This is a genomic window from Geobacillus sp. C56-T2 (genome assembly GCF_007829715.1).
GTDB classification, from domain to species: Bacteria; Bacillota; Bacilli; order Bacillales; family Anoxybacillaceae; genus Geobacillus; species Geobacillus icigianus.
Genome location: NZ_VJWB01000001.1, coordinates 2821849 through 2838844, shown reverse-complemented (window position 1 = coordinate 2838844; position 16996 = coordinate 2821849). Strand labels below are relative to the sequence as shown.

Below are 16996 nucleotides of genomic sequence, written 5' to 3'. Positions count from 1 at the left end.
ATAAATTATTTCCTACTATATTATAATAGGAAGTGGGATGGGGAAGGAACTTTGCGAAAGAAAGCGTGAGGATGAATGGCCATTGGATTTCGACATCAGCTTCAGCAACAATTGCATAAATGGACGGCGCGTGCAGCGAGGCCGTTTGTCAGCTGGACGGAACCGTGGGAACACATCGATCCGGTTTCTTTTTTTATGCAAGGGCCGGCGTGCGGATTTCGCGAACGGTTTTTTTGGTCGAATCCAAGAGGGACTACAGTTCTAGTCGGTCTCGGCTCGGTATGCACATTGGAGACGGATAACGGCGATGACCGGTTTGCCGAGATGGAGGCGAAGCGTCAAGAATGGAGCGAGCGCGTTGTCAGTTATGGCGAAGTCCATCAGCCACCGCTCTTGTTCGGCGGGTTTTCGTTTGATCCGCATCGGGAGCGAACCGGTTTATGGAGTCGTTTTCCGGCCGCTAAGCTCATCGCTCCGGCGGTGCTTCTTACCGTCCGCGACGGGCGGGCACAGCTGACGGTGACGGTGCCTGTCGGCGGAAAAGGAGAGCGAGAGATGGAGCGGGTGGGACGGCTGTTGGATCGCGCTTCACTGCGCGCGGATGCTCCGGCGGCGCTGCCCACGCTTGTTTCCGATGTTGAGGAAGCGAGTGATCGTTGGCTTGCCGCGGTGCGTGAAGCCATCGAGCAAATTCGCGCCGGTTCATTGGACAAGGTGGTGCTGGCCCGCGCCCGCCGCTTGCGGTTCACAGAATCGCCCGATCCGGCCGCCGTGCTTCTCCGCCTGCGCGAGCAGCAGCCGTTTGCCTATTTGTTTGCTTTTGAACAAGATGGCCGCTGTTTGATCGGCGCTTCTCCCGAGCAGCTTGTCGAAAAGGTTGGGCTGACATGCCGTTCTGTATGCTTGGCCGGATCGGTGCGCCGCGGCGCCACTCCGAATGAGGACGAGCGGCTTGGCGCGTGGTTGCAGGCGGATGCGAAAAATCGTGAGGAGCATCAATTCGTCGTGCGCATGATTCACCGCCTTTTTTCCTCGGTCTGTGAGGCGGTGGAAATGCCCGCACAGCCGCAGCTCCTGAAGCTGCCGCACATTCAGCATTTGTGCACTCCGGTCGTCGGCCGTGGTTGCCGCGAGCCGTCTGTGCTCAGATTGGTGGAGTTGCTTCACCCGACACCGGCGCTTGGCGGATCGCCGCGCGAACGGGCGTTGGCGGCGATTCGCTCCCTTGAGCCGCTAGACCGCGGGTGGTACGCTGCTCCGATCGGTTGGGTGAACAGCGAAGGTGACGGGGAATGGGCGGTCGCCATTCGCTCTGCACTGCTCGCTGGTAACGATGCTGTTCTGTTTGCCGGCTGCGGCATTGTCGCTGATTCAGACCCGGACAGCGAGTATGAGGAAACAGCGGTGAAAATGAGACCGATGCGATCCGCTTTAGGGGTGATGGATAATGACTAAGGCGTTATCGTTGTACGTGGCCGCGTTGGTCGATGGCTTGGCGCAGGCTGGGGTGACCGAAGCGGCCATCAGTCCGGGGTCGCGCTCGACGCCGTTGGCGATGGCGATCGCGGCTCATCCTGAGTTTCGCTTTTGGATGCACATTGATGAGCGGTCCGCCGCGTTTTTTGCCCTCGGCATGGCGAAAGCGAAGCAGCGGCCGATCGCGCTCGTATGCACGTCCGGGACGGCGGCGGCCAACTATTGGCCGGCCATCGTGGAGGCGCACTATTCGCGGGTGCCGCTGGTCGTGCTGACGGCCGATCGCCCGCACGAACTGCGCGATGTCGGAGCGCCGCAGGCCATTGACCAACTGCACTTATACGGACGATATGCAAAATGGTTTGTCGACTTGGCGCTGCCGGAAGAGACCGATGCGATGATCGGCTACGCGCGGACGATGGCGGCGCGGGCCGCGGCGATGGCGGCAAGCGCCCCGGCTGGTCCCGTCCATGTCAACGCCCCGTTTCGCGAGCCGCTTGTTCCGGAGATCGATGATGGCGTTTGGGAGAGCGTGCGGTCCGTTTCCAAAGCGCCGCAAGTTCTGAGCGGTCGTTCGATGCTGGCGGACGACAGTGCGGCGATGGTTTACGAGCAGTTAGCGGCGGCCGAGCGTGGGCTGATTGTTTGCGGGCCGCTTGATCAGCCCGGCTTTGCTGAAGCGGTGACGGAGCTTGCGCGCGCGCTGGATTTCCCGATTCTCGCCGACCCGCTTTCCCAGCTGCGCGCCGGCTCGCATGACAAAACGTATGTGATTGACAGCTACGACGCCATATTGCGGCAGGAAGCGGCCGCTTCCCGCCTTGTCCCGGACGTGGTGCTTCGCTTTGGCGCCATGCCGGTGTCGAAACCGCTCTTTTTATGGCTGAAACAACATCGCACTATCCGGCAAATCGTCGTTGATGACGGTGGCTTTCGCGATCCGACGCTGGCGGCTTCGTGCTTCGTCCATAGCGATGCCGCGGCGTTTTGTCGCCAGCTGCTTGGCATGGCTGAACCGAAGCCGCGCGCTGGCGCTTGGTCGGCCGTTTGGAGGGAGCTCAACGCCCTCGCCCGCACCGTGCTGCGGGAACGTCTGCCGTCTGACGAATGGTTTGAAGGAAAAGTGTTCGCCGAACTCGCTGAGCTGCTGCCACCCGGTGCGGCGCTCTTTGTCGGCAACAGCATGCCAATTCGCGATGCCGATACGTTTTTTTGGACCACGGACAAACCGATTCGCCTGTTGGCCAATCGCGGCGCCAATGGTATCGACGGTGTCGTCTCGAGCGCGCTAGGTGCCAGTGTGGTCACGGATCCGCTTGTGCTCGTGATCGGCGATCTGTCGTTTTACCATGATGTCAATGGGCTGTTGGCCGCCGCCATGCATCGGCTGTCGGCAACGATCATTTTGTTGAACAACAACGGTGGGGGCATTTTCTCCTTTTTGCCGCAGGCTCGCTATGAAGGAGCGTTCGAAACGCTGTTTGGCACGCCGACCGATCTATCGTTTCACCATGCGGTTCATCTATACGGAGGCCGCTATGCCCAGCCTCATACATGGGAGGAATTTCGCCGCCATGTCTCAGCAGCGCTCCGCAGCGGCGGCCTGAATGTTGTCGAAGTGCGGACGTCGCGGGCGGAAAACGTCCGCATGCATCGACAGCTATGGGATGAGGTTTCCCAGGAAATTGCGAAATTTCTCGAACAAAGAGGAACGGAATCGATATGAAGCTGAATGGGATTGATTATCATATGGAACAATATGGGGAAGGGGAACCGCTGTTGTTGCTTCACGGGTTTACCGGCAGCGCTGACACATGGCGTCCGCTATTGTCGCATTGGTCGAGTTGGCACTGTATCACCGTCGATCTGTTGGGGCATGGGCGGACCGAAGCGCCGGCCGCTGCTATGCGCTATCGAATCGAGCGGGCCGCGGCTGATTTGGCTGCGCTTCTTGATCAGCTCGGCCTCGAACAGGTGAACGTGCTCGGGTATTCAATGGGGGGACGTCTAGCTTTGGCGTTTACTATTTTTTATCCGCACCGCGTCCGCCGTCTCATTCTTGAAAGCAGTTCACCGGGGCTGAAAACAGAAGCGGAGCGGCGCGCACGGCGAGAAGCGGACGAGGCGTTGGCGCGCCGGATTGAACACGAGGGCGTGCGCGCGTTTGTCGACTATTGGGAGCAGCTTCCATTGTTTGCGACACAACGGCGGTTGCCGGCGCCGGTGCGGGCGGCACTTCGCCGTGAGCGGCTTCGCCATACGGCGGCGGGGCTGGCCAACAGTTTGCGCGGAATGGGCACCGGCGTGCAGCCGTCGTTTTGGGAGCAGCTTGGCGGGGTGCAGCAGCCCGTTCTTCTCCTATGTGGGAAAGAAGATGAGAAGTTTTGTCGCCTGGCGACCCAAATGCAAGAGCGGTTGCCCAATAGCGAACGGATGTCCGTGAGTCAAGCCGGACATGCAATTCACGTGGAACAACCCGAGATTTTTGCTAAAATAGTAAGTGAATTCATGACAAAGGGGGAATTGTGAATGCCGTTTCCATGGGTGAAGCAGTATGAGTATGAAGACATTATTTATGAAACGTACGACGGCATCGCCAAAATTACGATCAATCGTCCGGAAGTACATAACGCGTTTCGGCCGAAAACGGTGAACGAAATGATTGATGCGTTCACGAAGGCGCGCGATGATGCGGACATCGGTGTCATCATTTTGACCGGCGCCGGCGGCAAGGCGTTTTGTTCAGGCGGCGATCAAAAAGTGCGCGGCCATGGCGGATACGTTGGCGAGGACGAAATTCCGCGCTTGAACGTGCTCGATTTGCAGCGGCTCATCCGCGTCATTCCGAAACCGGTCATCGCGATGGTCGCCGGCTATGCGATCGGCGGCGGCCACGTGCTTCATGTCGTCTGCGATTTGACGATTGCGGCTGACAACGCCATCTTCGGACAAACCGGTCCGAAAGTCGGCAGCTTTGACGGCGGTTATGGCGCCGGCTATTTAGCGCGCATCGTCGGCCATAAAAAAGCGCGCGAAATTTGGTATTTGTGCCGCCAGTACAACGCTCAAGAGGCGCTCGAGATGGGGCTCGTCAACAAAGTCGTCCCGCTTGATCAGCTTGAGGAAGAGACCGTCAAATGGGCGAAGGAAATTTTGGAAAAAAGCCCGACCGCCATTCGCTTCTTAAAGGCGGCGTTCAACGCCGATTCCGATGGGTTGGCTGGCATCCAACAGCTCGCTGGCGACGCCACCCTTCTTTTCTACACGACCGAAGAGGCGAAGGAAGGAATGCGGGCGTTCAAGGAAAAACGGAAACCGGATTTCGGCCAATTCCCGCGCTTCCCGTGAGCGCTGCCAAGCAGCTTGACCTCGTGCGTCGAGCTGCTTTTTCCCTATTAGGGCGGTGAAAAACAGTTGACAAACGAAGAAACGGAGGGAAGCCGATGACGATGATGCCGAATTGGCTAAAGCAACGGGCGTTTTTGACGCCGGAGCGAGTCGCGGTTAGCGATGGAAAACGGTCAAAAACGTTTGCGGCGCTTCATGAAGCGGCGGCCGTTTGGGCGCGCCGTCTCGCTCGGGCCGGTGTCAAAGAGGGCGAGATCGTCGCGCTGTTGATGAAAAATCGCATCGAAATGGTGGAGCTCGTTCACGCCTTGTTTTTCCTTGGGGCTCGGGTGTTGTTGCTGAACGTGCGCCTGACGGCTTACGAACTCGGTTGGCAACTTGACGACAGCGGTGCCCGGCTCGTCATTGCCGATAATGATTTGGCGGGGCGATTGGGCGGCGACGGCCGCGTTCTATCGGTCGAAGAACTGGCGGCGCTTCCGGAAGCGGAGGTCGATGAGAAAGAGACGTGTGATCTTGACAATGTGGCGACGATCATGTATACATCCGGCACCACTGGAGCGCCGAAAGGAGTGATGCAAACGTACGGCAACCATTGGTGGAGCGCGGTCGGATCAGCGCTTAATTTGGGCGTGCAGGAGAACGATTGCTGGCTTGCCGCCGTGCCGCTCTTTCACATCAGCGGTTTGTCGATCGTGATGCGCAGCGTCATCTATGGCATGCCGATGCGCTTGCAGCCATCGTTTGATCCGGAAGAGGCGAACGATTGGATCATGCGCGGCGAGGTGACAGTCATGTCGGTCGTGGCGGCGATGTTGCAGCGGTTGCTTGCAGCGCTTGGGGATGCGCGCTATCCGGATACGTTCCGCTGCATGCTGCTAGGGGGCGGGCCGGCGCCGCGGCCGCTTTTGGAGGCGTGCAAAGACAAGGGCATACCGGTGTATCAAACGTACGGCATGACGGAAACGGCATCGCAAATAGCAACTCTTGCCCCGGAATACAGCTTGACGAAGCTCGGTTCGGCCGGCAAACCGCTCTTTCCCGCTCAGCTTCGCATCGAGAACGATGGAAAGACGGCCGCTCCGTACGAAGCGGGGGAAATTGTCGTCAAAGGGCCGAACGTGACGAAAGGTTACTGGCGCCGCCCTGAGGCGACAGCGGCCGCGATTCGCGACGGCTGGCTGTACACTGGCGATATCGGTTACTTGGATGAAGAGGGATTTTTGTACGTTCTCGACCGCCGCTCCGATTTGATCATTTCCGGAGGAGAAAACGTCTATCCGGCTGAAATCGAGGCCGTCCTGCTTTCGCATCCGGACGTTGAGGAAGCGGGGGTGACCGGTATCGAGGATGAAACATGGGGGCAAGTGCCGTGTGCCTTCGTCCGCCTCAAACCGGGCGCCGCAGCGGATGAAGAAGCGCTGCGCGCGTTCTGTCGCGCGCGGTTGGCGAAATACAAAGTGCCAGCCCGCATTTACTTCGTCAACCGGCTGCCGCGCAACGCCGCCCAAAAATTGCTGCGCCGTGAACTGAAAACGCTCATTCCGGCAGAGGAAAAGCCAGCGTCCCGTCCGTAGCGGGCGCCGGCTTTTTTCTAGGAGGCTGGTAATTTAGTGCGAAAACGACTGATGCCACTCATTTCTCAATTAGAAAAACTCTGCAGAACCAGCTTTCTCTTTTGAATGAAAATGCCATCGATTGGTGTGCGACAGCGGTTTTTCACCGGATTTCTAGAAAGTGGGTGAACAACAGGAGTTGTCCTCATCCATGAGCGAACGTGTGAAAAAGAAGAGCCGATGGTGCAGGGGTTCAGGCCTACTCGTCCATCAGCCCGAGCTCGGCGGCGCGGTCGGCGACAAGCCGTTCGATATCCTTCGGCAACCCATCAAATGCCCCAATTTCATATTCCCATAAATTAGTGAACGAGTTGATGTGGAGCAAAGCGGTTCCGCGGGCAGCCCGCTTCATTTCGGACCGAAACGCTTGAATGAGGCTTAGGCGCTTATTCATCGTCAATCCCCCTTACATGAGGCAAGCGCCGCCCGCTGGAACAGGCAGCGCTCGATGGGCTGGACGTTACGCTTCATCGGCAGGAATGAAGGTTTTGCAGTCTGTTTCCGATGAATCCGATGCCATCTTTCCCGTATGGCTGACGACATAAATGGCCTCAGCGCTGCAGCGATTTCCTTCCGCCCAATAGTGGCAGTTGCGCACTTCACAAAGAACATCCTTCGCCATCAGTCATCCCCCTTGTTGTCATGAAATCGACTGCATCCATAGTATGGCGCTTCCCGGCGAATTTATGAATGCAATCATTGGCTGAAACGAAGGTTTTTATTGACATAGATAATCATTCTCAATTAAAATAAAAACAAAACGATTGGGAAAGGAGAATGGCGTTTATGGCGTCGTTGCTTGTCGTTGGAGCTGATCATTTGGGCAACATTTCCGATAAATTGGCCGATTCTGGATTTCGCGAGATCATTCATATTAGCGGTCGAAAAGTGAATATGGTAAGACAGGATATTCCCGAGCACGTTGATGCCATTTTAGTGATGATCGATTACGTGAACCACAATTTGGCGAAAAAAGTGAAAGAAAAAGCGAAAAGCAAAGACAAGCCCATTTATTTTGCCAGACGGTCGTGGAGCTCGATTCACTCAGTCATTCAACAGTTGGAAGCGCACCGATGAATGTTTCCGGACAAGCGGGAAAAAGAAGGGGGAGAAGGGGGAGAAGGTGGATAAGCTGCTTTTCGCCGTTGATAAAAGATATGAGGAGGTGGCAGCGATGCCAATGGGACATCAGGAGTTGCCAAGCGCTGGGATTGGCGCTGTTCACCGTTTTCTCCGCTGCGTCGTCGAGGCGTATTGCGAAACCGCCCCTTCCTTGCGATCGCCGCTAGAGTTGCTCAAGCTGATCGAGATGTATCGCCCGCTCCTGTCGTTGTCGGCGTTTCCGACCCCGCTGCACTACGGGATTGTGTTGGCGAAAGTGACCGATCATTTGCTGCAGTTTTTTGGCGCGGCCGAGGAAGCGGCGTATCGGCCGCTCGGAATGGCTGCTGAAGCTGAGGAACGAGTGTACATCATTTACCGCGACCGCGTCCGCGTGCTGTTATGGCGGGAAGAAGAGGAAGCGATTCGCCGCTGCAAAGAAACGGCTCCAGCTGTATGTCAAAAAGCGGCTGGATTTTGCCCGTGCGAGCTGGAATGTTGCTTTTTATGGACAGGGGGACGGCGCATCGAATGGATTTCCGCTTAACTGCGATGGGATGATGGTGTATAATGGACGTTAATGAGAATGAAAATCGTTATTTAATAAAGCGATCCCCTTTTCTTTGGACGATCTTGAAGGCTGGTGAAAAGCCGCCCATTCCCTTAACCAATGAGAGAATGAGCGGAAAGCAGGACCGATGCAACAAGGTTTTTCGAATTGAGAAATGACATGGTAAAGCCGTTTGCGCGATTACATCACCAGCCGCCTTGAGAGTTCGATCAAAAAAGATCCTCTCCTCTGACCGATGAGGAGGGGAAGAAGCGATTTCCGTTTGAGAAACTAGGCTGGAAAGCGGTCTGCGTGATTCAATCATTAGCGTCTCCCGCAAAAAGCGACGGTGTTCAGCCATGGTTCTCAAGCGGTACGGAAAAGGGGAAGGCCATCCAGATCGATCGCGGTAGACCGGCACGGCGGGAACGGCGGTTTTTCTTTCGCAACAGCAACCGTGCTGGGATCTGCTAAACGATCATCAATGATGTTTGGGGGAACGAACGATGAAACGCATGCCTTGGAAAGTGATGGCGACCTCGGCGGCGGTGTCGCTGCTGTTGGCGTCCGGCTGTTCCGGCGTCGGGGAAAAAGAGGACAAACGTTCAGCGGAAGCGCCGCGTCTGCACGTGCCGGTAGCGGACGATCGGTTTGATACGGCCGGCAATATGTTTGCCTACTCGGAGTTTGAGCTTTCCGGCGAACCGCTGGCGGAAGGGCTCGGACTGGACTTGGATACGCTCGATGCCAGGAAACTTGACAAGCCGACGAAATTTGACTATACGGCCGGCATCGAGTCGTACGAGTATTCGGAAGAGGCGATGTACGAAGTCGTGGAAAAGTCCGGGCTCGGACTTCATCTCATTCACGGCCCGATCGCCAAAAAGCGCGCGGAACAACAGCAAAAGTCTGCCGATCAGGCACTTGCCGACCGTTTTTATGAACTTGCTGACAGCGTCGGCTATCCGCGCGAGGAAATTTTCCGCAACATGTTTCCGACGTTCATTGAATATGCGGGCGGCGACCCGCATTATGCGCAGAAGGTCGACACGGACGTGTACGCGGAAAATGATGACGGTACATACGTTCCCGTCTATCAAGTCGATTTTCAATCGCTCCGTTGGGATCGCGGAAAAATGGAGAAAGTGCTCACGCCAGCAGCTTACGGCGGCGTCTTTTTGAAGCAGGCGCTTTGGGCTGGCGACTTTTTGGGCAATTTCCATCAAAAAGACAGCGATGAAGAAGTGGAAGCGAAAACGCCAAACGACGACCGAAGCGGGAACGTCGCTCTTGGTGTCAGCTCCGCCGACGGGCTGCAAGGGATGATTTTGACGGAACAAATATGGAACAAGCTTGCTTTTATCCGCGATCATTTGTTTTATGATGCGAAGCGACAAATGTTGACGAACGCAGCGGGCAGCCGCTACAATCCAAGCGGCGGATTGGTCTATTTGCCGCACGCCGTGGAAGTGGCCGAAGGGGGAAGCGAGCTCGCCCCGGATGCGGCGAAGCTGGTCGTCAAAGATCCCCGCAGCTTGCTTGTGGATCAATGGCTGATGCTTTGGCCGGCGGCGGAGTTTTTCGGCATGACCGACCAGCGTCCGGAAAACCAAAACCAAAATCCGGCGTTTTTGGCCGTGTTTGACGGAAGCCCGTTCCCGAAAGCGGCGAAGGAAAATGTCGATGCCGATCGAGCCAACGACCGCACGGCCGACGATCCGTATTCCGTCAACCGCGACGTCCTGCTGCAAGTGTTCCGCAACATCGATGCCATGCATTTCAACAAACAGGCGGGTGCGTTTGTGACCGAACATGACGGCCATGAGCAAGGAAAGCGGGTCGATACGTTCCACGCCGGTTATACGATGGAAGCGCTCCGCATTTTTGAGCGCGCCATTGATGGGCTGCCGGTCGGCTATGCGAGCGGCGAGAGCGCCAAAGGGCTTGGCACGCCGGAAGGAAAGCGGGCGCTTGAGATGATCCGCCGGCAAGCGGACTTTATTTTGAAACAGTTGATGCGAAAAGACGGGATGGTCGCCAACGGCTACACGATCGGCCAAGGGCCGGATCAAGAGGAGCCGACGCTGCTTGCCCAGCTTGGCGCCATCCGCGGGCTGACGGCGGCGTTTTTGGCGACGAAAAACGAAGCGTACCGCGATGCGGCGCGCCGTGTTTACGAGGCGATGGACCGCCATTTTTGGGATAAAACATGGCATGTGTACCATACCGGTGAAAAAGAGGACGAGTACACCCCATGGCTCGCCGGCGCGTTGTCGGGCGTGTTCCGCGTCGCGCTACAAAACTTGAACAACGACCAAGCCGGTGAGACGGCGAAAGCATTGGAACGCGAAACGATCATCTCCCGCTACGTCGACTTTTACGACCGGATCGTTGACGGGCCGACGCTTGCAGAAGGGATGCAGGCGAGCGAGTTTTGGGATACGGGGGATGTTTACATCAAAGGGAAAACATTGGGCAACACCGACCGCGACCATGTGCCGCAAGTGCAGTCAGCCGGCGGCAAATACGGCGTCGCGCCGGTGCTGCGGACGGTCAAAATCGAAGCCAGCTCCGGCAGCAACTAATAAGAACAAAAAGCGGCGAATGCGACTGAGATTCGCCGCTTTCCTTTGTAAAATTGAGGATGGTTATCATTTTCGTAAAAAGACGGGGGAATGGAAATGCGCACATGGTGGTTCGCCGTGGCGGCGGCCGTCTTGTTGGCCGGCTGCCAAGCCGAAAAAGCGTGGCAAGAAAAGCCGAAAACGACAAGGCACGCCCCGGCGCACGGCGACAACATCGCCATCAGCAGCGACGGACGCTATGTCTACACCGCCAACATTGACGTTGATACGGTAACGATCGTCAATACGAAAACGAAGAAAAAGGAGGCGGAGATTCCTGTCGGCCGCGAGCCGCGCCAGCTCGCGCTCAGCCCGGATGGCCGGACGCTGTATGTTTCCTGCATGTATGATGATGAAGTGGACGTGGTGTCGCTTGCCAAGCGGAAAGTCATTGATCGTTGGAAAACGGGCATCGAGCCGTTCGGCATCGTCACGAGCCCCGACGGGACGGAAGTCTACGTAGCCAACTACCGCTCAGGCACGGTCTCGGTGTTTGACGCCGAGAACGGGAAGCGAATCAAAGACATCCAAGCGGGGGACCGCCCGCGGGCGCTGGCGCTGACAGCGGACGGAAGAAAGCTGTACGTGACGCAATATTTGGCCGCGAAAGTCACCGTGATTGACGCGAAAAAACGGAAGGTCATCAAGGAAATCGCCCTCGCCCCGTCGCCGGATCAAGCCGACCGGAAAAAAAGCCAAGGCCTCCCGAACACACTCGAGCAAATCGTCATCGCGCCGGACGGGAAGAAGGCGTACGTTCCGCATTTATTGACGAACGTCGACACGCCGATTCAATTTGAGGAAACGGTGTTTCCAGCCATTTCGGTCATTGATGTGACGAACGACGTTGAGTTGACGAACGAGCGGAAAGAGCTGTTTGCCGCCATCAATGTCACCGATGTCCATAACGAGACGATCATCGTCTCCAATCCGTACGATGTGGCGTTTTCGCCGGACGGCGGCAAAGCGTATGCGATCATGTCCGGCAGCGAGGATCTCGTCGTCTTCGACTTGCGCCGCGGCGGCAAGGCGACGCAAATTTTGCGCCGCATCCACGGCAACAATCCGCGCGGGGTGGCAATTTCGCCCGCGGGAAACGTCTTGTACGTCCACAACGCCATGAGCCATGATGTCGCGGTGATCAATACGGGTGGAAAAAGCCCGTATGCGAAAGCGAAGCAGGAAGACGGCACGATCCGCCTCATTGCCAAAGATTCGCTCTCTCCGCTCGTGCGCGAAGGGAAAACGATCTTTTACAGCGCAAACAGCGACGAATTCGCCATTAATATAACGGGGAATAACTGGATGAGCTGCGCGTCATGCCATAGCGACGGCGACATCAACGGCTTGACGCTCATGACCGCGAAAGGGCCGCGCAACGTGCCGAGCAACATTTTGGCGACGAAAACGGGGTTGTTTATGTGGGACGGCTCGCGCGACGATTTTACCGACTATATTCATACGGTGCAAGGTGAGATGGGCGGCATGACGGTGATCGACCCGTCCAAGCCGCTGCCGCCGAACGTCCAGCATATGTTTGACGCCATGCTCGCCTACTTGAATGACCCCCGCTCCTTCCCGGTGCCGAAAAGCCCGTATCGAAAGGCGGACGGCCGTTTGACGGAGGAAGCGCAGGAAGGGGAGCGGCTCTTTAACGGGAAAGGGAATTGCTTACGCTGCCATGGGGGCGAATATTTCACCGACAGCGGCAAAGCGGTCGGGCCGGACGGCAAATTGACGACCGCCAATACCGCTTATTTGCATGATATCGGCACGGCCAGCCCGAAGGACCATGCCTCCCAAGGCGACGCCCGCGCCCGGTTCACAAACCCGCGGACGCCGAAGCAGTGGGATACGCCGACGCTGCGCGGCGTCTGGGCGACCGCTCCGTACTTGCATGACGGCAGCGCGAAAACGATCGAGGAAGCGATCCGCCGCCATCGGACGAAAGAAGTGTCGACGTTGACCCCGGGGGAAATCGCGGCGATCGCCGCCTACGTTCGCTCGTTGCAATAGCGAGGGGAGACGGTGAAACAGGCCTTGCGGGGTTCCCGTCGCGCGGCGGTCTGGGGAAAAGCGCCTCTAGCTGTGTGGAGCGCCTTTTCCCATTTATTTTGGCCGCGCGTTTTCTGTGAAAATCCCACGCCGGCGAGCGGTGATTTTCATCCCCGGGTGGAGGGCAGACCGCTGCCCATGGAATTTTTCTGTCTGTTTATTTTGGCCGCACATAGCGTTTGTCGTGCATAAACAGCCGCCAGAAATAGACGAAGCCCGGAAACAAAATCAGGAAGCCGACGATGTAGGAGACAAACAGCGCCCGGAATGTGTCCGGATGGGTAAAGGCCGACTCGATCGTCACATCCGGATACACCATATAGGGCAGATGGGCTTTTCCATAGGCGTAACTGGCGAGAAAATATTGAATGACAATCGCGACGACCGCCAACCGCGGCCGTCCCCGCACGCCCGGATGCTTCGCCGACGGCAGCAGCAACGCCATGCCCGCGGCGGCGAACATCGCTACCGAGCCGGCGAGCCAAGGCCAATACTCCATCATGTTGTCATACAGCCATGCCGCTTCGTTGCGCATCGTCAACATGATGCCTGCGGCCATTAGCAGCGAAATCGGCCCGGTAATCCAAGCGTCGCGCCGATACAGGCGGTAGGCTTCCCGATCTCCGGCTTCAAGCGAGTAATCCGCCAATAAGAGAGACGAGAGAAACAGTGTGCTCGAAATCGCAAAGCCCATAAAGGAATAGGCATGGGCGCTCGTAAAAAAGCGTTTCAAATCGAGCGTCGGAACGCCCGTATCGACCTCGATGAACGTTCCATGCGTGATTGGCAGTACGCTGATAAGCAGAGCCGGGATGATAATGCCGGTGAGGCCGGAAATATAGGTGAGCGCTTTTTCATATTCTTTCGCCACGTGGGCAAAGACCAAGAAAGCGCTGCGGATGGCGAGCAAGATCAAAATGATGCTGCCGGGGACAAGCAGCACTGTCCCGAGCAGGAAAGCGGCGCCGGGAAAAAAGCTGAACAAGGCGACGACAATCGCGACGATAAAGACATTGGTCACCTCCCAGGTGGGCGATAAATAGCGGTTCGCAATCTTCGTGGCGTTCGCTCTGTCGCGATGGATGTAGATCATCGACCAAAACCCGGCGCCAAAATCCATCGTCGCCATGACCGCATAGATGAAAATAAATCCCCACAGCACCGAAACAGCGATCAACTCGTTTGTCATCAACGTTCTCCTTTCTAGACGGACAAAGTGTCTTCGCCAGGCGATGGTCGCAGGTCATCTGCCACTGGATGGCGGCGGAAATAGTAGCGAAGCACGAGCACGACAGCGATGCTCAACAAAACGTAAATGGCCACGAATAACACGAACAAGAGCGCTAAATTTTCCGTTTGCGTGACGGCGTCTTCCGTTTTCATCATCCGGTAAATGACCCATGGCTGTCTTCCAGTGCAGGCGAAAATCCAGCCGCATTCAATGCCGATCATTGCCAGCGGCCCAGCGGCGACGAAGCTGTAGAGAAACGAGCGCGGAAAATCGAGAGAAGCTCGCCGCTTTTGCCAAATCCAAGCCGCGATGGACAAAACCAAAAGAAACATGCCGATCCCTACCATGGCGTTGAACAGCGTGTGGACAAACAGCGGCGGCCACCATTCTTTTGGAAAGTCGTTCAGCCCTTTGACGACCGTGTCAAAACGGTTGCCGGCTAAAAAGCTGAGCGCCCATGGAATTTCGATCGCCCATTTGACCGATTGCGTTTCCGGATCGGTCCATCCGCCGATGGCCAGCGGGGCATGGGATTGGGTGTCAAACAGCCCTTCAGCGGCGGCCAGTTTTTCCGGCTGGTACTCGTGCAGAAGCTGGGCTGATTCATGGCCGTTGATCGCGGTCAGCAGCGAGAAGACGCCGCCGACCGTCAACGAGAGCTTGAGCGCCTTTTGGTGAAACCGGCGCACTCGTTCGTCCTGCCGGGCGCGCAATAACTGATAAGCGGCGATGGAAGCCAACACGAACGCCCCGGTCATATAAGCGGACAAAACGACGTGTCCGGCCGTGACGAAAAAGCTTGGATTGAAAAAGGCCGCCCACGGGTCGACATCGACGATTTCACCGTTTTCGATCCGAAATCCCGCCGGTGTGCCTTCAAACGCATGGACATTCGTAATCAAAATGGCAGAAGCGCTGGCGCCGAGGGCGACAAAAAACACGCTGACGATCCGCATCCATGGAGAGATGCGGTCAGCGGCGTACACATAAATCGACATGAACAGCGCTTCAATAAAAAAGGCGTAAATCTCAATTTGAAACGGAAGCGACATCACCTTTCCGATCACTTCCATAAACCCCGGCCATAAGAGCGACAGCTGCACCCCAGCGATAGTGCCGGACGGAATGGCGACCCCAAGCAAAACCGCCAATCCTTTCGTCCACCGTTTCGCCATAACGGCGTAATCGCGGTCTTTCGTCTTCTGGTACAGAAGCTCCGCCAATAAAATCAACAGCGGAATTCCGACGCCCAGCGTGGCAAAAATGATATGAAAAGCCATCGTCGTCCCGAATAAGCTGCGGGCAATCACCAAATCATCCACGTTCAGCCATTCCTTTCTTTTTTTCTTTATGGTCTGCCAATGTTTCGTAAGTTATTCCGAATGTCGTCTTTTCTGTTGCCGCGAGAGAAAAGAGCAAGAAGAAGGAAGTTCTCGCTAGTCAAAGGTGCAAAAAGGGGGACGTCCTTAATGCGCTAGCTTGGGGCCTGAAATAGGCGTGATGTTGATCGGGGCGTCAAGCGTTCGTTCTTAACCGCGCTGGCTTGGAGGGCCGGTGATTTACTCGTAGATACGGCTTTGCCATCTCATTTTTCAACGAGAAAAACCTTGTTGCATCGGTCCTGCCCCCATTGATGAAGGGAATTAGCGGTTTTTCACCGGCCCGTTGGGGGCAAGCGCGATCGATGAAGGAGGCCATGCGGCGACAAAAAAAGGCGTCTCATCGCTAGTGGAGACGCCCTCGGGATGTGGTTATTGAAGCGCTGTTTGCAATGTGCGAATATTTTCCTCCATGATGGCAAAATAATCGCGCCCCGCTTTTCGATCTTCAGCGGTCAGCGATTCTAAGTTATGAAGACGGAGCGGTTTGGCGCCGAGTTCGTTTTGAATCACTTCCGCTGTTTTCGGATGAACGTTTTGCTCAAAAATCATATAGCGGATCCGATGCTGTTTCGCCGTTTCGATCAGCTGCGCCAGCGCTTTTTGCGACGGTTCGTTGCTTGGCGACAGCCCGGAAACGCTCAGCTGCTTGATGCCGTAGCGGTCTTCCCAATATCCATACGCCTGGTGGGAGACAAGAATTTCTTTTTTCGGTGCTTTTTCGATGACCGATCGGAACTGGGCGTCAAGACGCTCGAGCTTTGTTTTTACGGTTTCGAAGTTTTTCTGAAACTGCTCTTTTTTTTCCGGCTTCAGTTCCGTCAGCAGATCGCGAATGTTCTCAGCGATCACGATCGAGCGGATCGGATCAAGCCACACGTGGGGGTCTCGGTCACCGTGTCCGTGGCCATGGTCTGCCTCATTGTCTTCGCTGTGTCCGTGGCCATGGTCTGCCTCATTGTCTTCGCTGTGTCCGTGGCCATGGTCTGTCTCATTGTCTTCGCTGTGTCCGTGGCCATGGTCTGTCTTATTGTCTTCGCTGTGTCCGTGGTTATGGTCTGCCTTATTGTCTTCGCTGTGTCCGTGGTTATGGTCTGCCTGATCGTTTTCGCTTTGTTCGTCTTTGTGCGCTTCGTCATGCTCATGTTCGTGTTCATCGTTGGCTTCAAGCCATTCAATGCCTTCGGTGGCCACGAAAAATCGGACATGCTCATGTTGCAACGTTTCTTTCAGCTTTTCGGCGAACGGTTCCATTCCTTGGCCGATGTAAATGAAAGCGTCCGCCTCGGCAATTTGCTGCACGGTTTTCGTCGTCGGTTCGAACGTATGAGCTTCCGCCCCCGGCGGATATACGCTTTTTACGATTACCGCGTCGCCGCCGATCTTTTTCGCAAAGTCTTCGAGCGGATACACCGTCGTGTAAATCGTTAGTCGGTCTTTCGATGGTTGAGCTTCGTTTGTCTCCGGATTCGATTGACAGCCGTACAGCAAAGCGCTCAGCGTCAAAAGGAGAGATAAAAGGATGGACGTTGTTCTCATAGGGAACTCCTTTCTTGACTGACAGATATCCGTTTTTTATTTTATCGTAATGATTACGATTTGAAAATGATCAATTG

General features: G+C 56.2%; 14 protein-coding genes. 9 read left to right on the top strand and 5 right to left on the bottom strand.

What is annotated here, in order from left to right; all coding sequences use genetic code 11:
• Positions 1 to 75: 75 nt before the first annotated feature.
• From GC56T2_RS14085 to GC56T2_RS14065, 5 genes are all read left to right on the top strand, one after another.
• Entirely contained in the window at positions 76 to 1455 is a 1380-nt protein-coding gene (locus GC56T2_RS14085; protein ID WP_144976052.1) for an isochorismate synthase, read from the top strand.
• Entirely contained in the window at positions 1448 to 3202 is a 1755-nt protein-coding gene (gene menD / locus GC56T2_RS14080) for a 2-succinyl-5-enolpyruvyl-6-hydroxy-3-cyclohexene-1-carboxylic-acid synthase (protein ID WP_144976050.1), read from the top strand. Before GC56T2_RS14085 ends, menD begins: the two co-directional genes overlap by 8 nt.
• Entirely contained in the window at positions 3193 to 4005 is an 813-nt protein-coding gene (menH, locus tag GC56T2_RS14075; RefSeq protein ID WP_255516151.1) for a 2-succinyl-6-hydroxy-2,4-cyclohexadiene-1-carboxylate synthase, read from the top strand. The genes menD and menH overlap by 10 nt, the downstream gene beginning before the upstream one ends.
• Positions 4006 to 4824, top strand: a complete 819-nt coding sequence (menB, locus tag GC56T2_RS14070; protein ID WP_033018311.1) for a 1,4-dihydroxy-2-naphthoyl-CoA synthase — start codon at positions 4006 to 4008, stop codon at positions 4822 to 4824.
• A gap of 95 nt (positions 4825 to 4919) precedes the next feature.
• On the top strand, positions 4920 to 6401 hold the full coding sequence (locus GC56T2_RS14065; protein WP_144976046.1) for an o-succinylbenzoate--CoA ligase: 1482 nt from the start codon (positions 4920 to 4922) through the stop codon (positions 6399 to 6401).
• A 238-nt stretch (positions 6402 to 6639) separates the two neighbouring features.
• On the opposite strand, the gene GC56T2_RS14060 is transcribed toward GC56T2_RS14065, so the two are convergent.
• Positions 6640 to 6834: a hypothetical protein gene (locus GC56T2_RS14060; protein WP_033018309.1), complete on the bottom strand. Its 195-nt coding sequence runs from the start codon at positions 6832 to 6834 to the stop codon at positions 6640 to 6642.
• A gap of 66 nt (positions 6835 to 6900) precedes the next feature.
• Positions 6901 to 7062: a DUF1540 domain-containing protein gene (locus GC56T2_RS14055; RefSeq protein ID WP_081897246.1), complete on the bottom strand. Its 162-nt coding sequence runs from the start codon at positions 7060 to 7062 to the stop codon at positions 6901 to 6903.
• A 164-nt stretch (positions 7063 to 7226) separates the two neighbouring features.
• Between GC56T2_RS14055 and GC56T2_RS14050 the strand changes: the two genes are divergently transcribed.
• The 4 genes from GC56T2_RS14050 to GC56T2_RS14035 all read left to right on the top strand — a co-directional run bounded on the left by GC56T2_RS14050 (position 7227) and on the right by GC56T2_RS14035 (position 12731).
• Positions 7227 to 7517 carry a DUF2325 domain-containing protein gene (locus GC56T2_RS14050; RefSeq protein WP_033018307.1) on the top strand — a complete coding sequence of 97 codons (291 nt, stop codon included), beginning with the start codon at positions 7227 to 7229 and terminating at the stop codon, positions 7515 to 7517.
• 97 nt (positions 7518 to 7614) lie between these two features.
• Positions 7615 to 8088 carry a hypothetical protein gene (locus tag GC56T2_RS14045; RefSeq protein ID WP_144976043.1) on the top strand — a complete coding sequence of 158 codons (474 nt, stop codon included), beginning with the start codon at positions 7615 to 7617 and terminating at the stop codon, positions 8086 to 8088.
• Positions 8089 to 8597: 509 nt separating this feature from the next.
• Positions 8598 to 10676 (top strand): hypothetical protein, encoded by a 2079-nt coding sequence (locus tag GC56T2_RS14040; protein WP_144976040.1) that lies wholly within the window; start codon positions 8598 to 8600, stop codon positions 10674 to 10676.
• 96 nt (positions 10677 to 10772) lie between these two features.
• Positions 10773 to 12731 carry a beta-propeller fold lactonase family protein gene (locus GC56T2_RS14035; RefSeq protein ID WP_144976038.1) on the top strand — a complete coding sequence of 653 codons (1959 nt, stop codon included), beginning with the start codon at positions 10773 to 10775 and terminating at the stop codon, positions 12729 to 12731.
• A 196-nt stretch (positions 12732 to 12927) separates the two neighbouring features.
• Here the strand turns inward: GC56T2_RS14035 and GC56T2_RS14030 are convergent, their stop codons facing one another.
• The 3 genes from GC56T2_RS14030 to GC56T2_RS14020 all read right to left on the bottom strand — a co-directional run bounded on the left by GC56T2_RS14030 (position 12928) and on the right by GC56T2_RS14020 (position 16919).
• Positions 12928 to 13959 carry a cytochrome d ubiquinol oxidase subunit II gene (locus GC56T2_RS14030; RefSeq protein WP_144976036.1) on the bottom strand — a complete coding sequence of 344 codons (1032 nt, stop codon included), beginning with the start codon at positions 13957 to 13959 and terminating at the stop codon, positions 12928 to 12930.
• A gap of 14 nt (positions 13960 to 13973) precedes the next feature.
• The gene (locus GC56T2_RS14025; RefSeq protein WP_144976034.1) at positions 13974 to 15323 is read right to left on the bottom strand and encodes a cytochrome ubiquinol oxidase subunit I; all 1350 of its coding nucleotides are present in this window, start codon (positions 15321 to 15323) and stop codon (positions 13974 to 13976) included.
• Positions 15324 to 15752: 429 nt separating this feature from the next.
• Entirely contained in the window at positions 15753 to 16919 is a 1167-nt protein-coding gene (locus tag GC56T2_RS14020) for a metal ABC transporter solute-binding protein, Zn/Mn family (protein ID WP_144976032.1), read from the bottom strand.
• Positions 16920 to 16996: the final 77 nt, after the last annotated feature.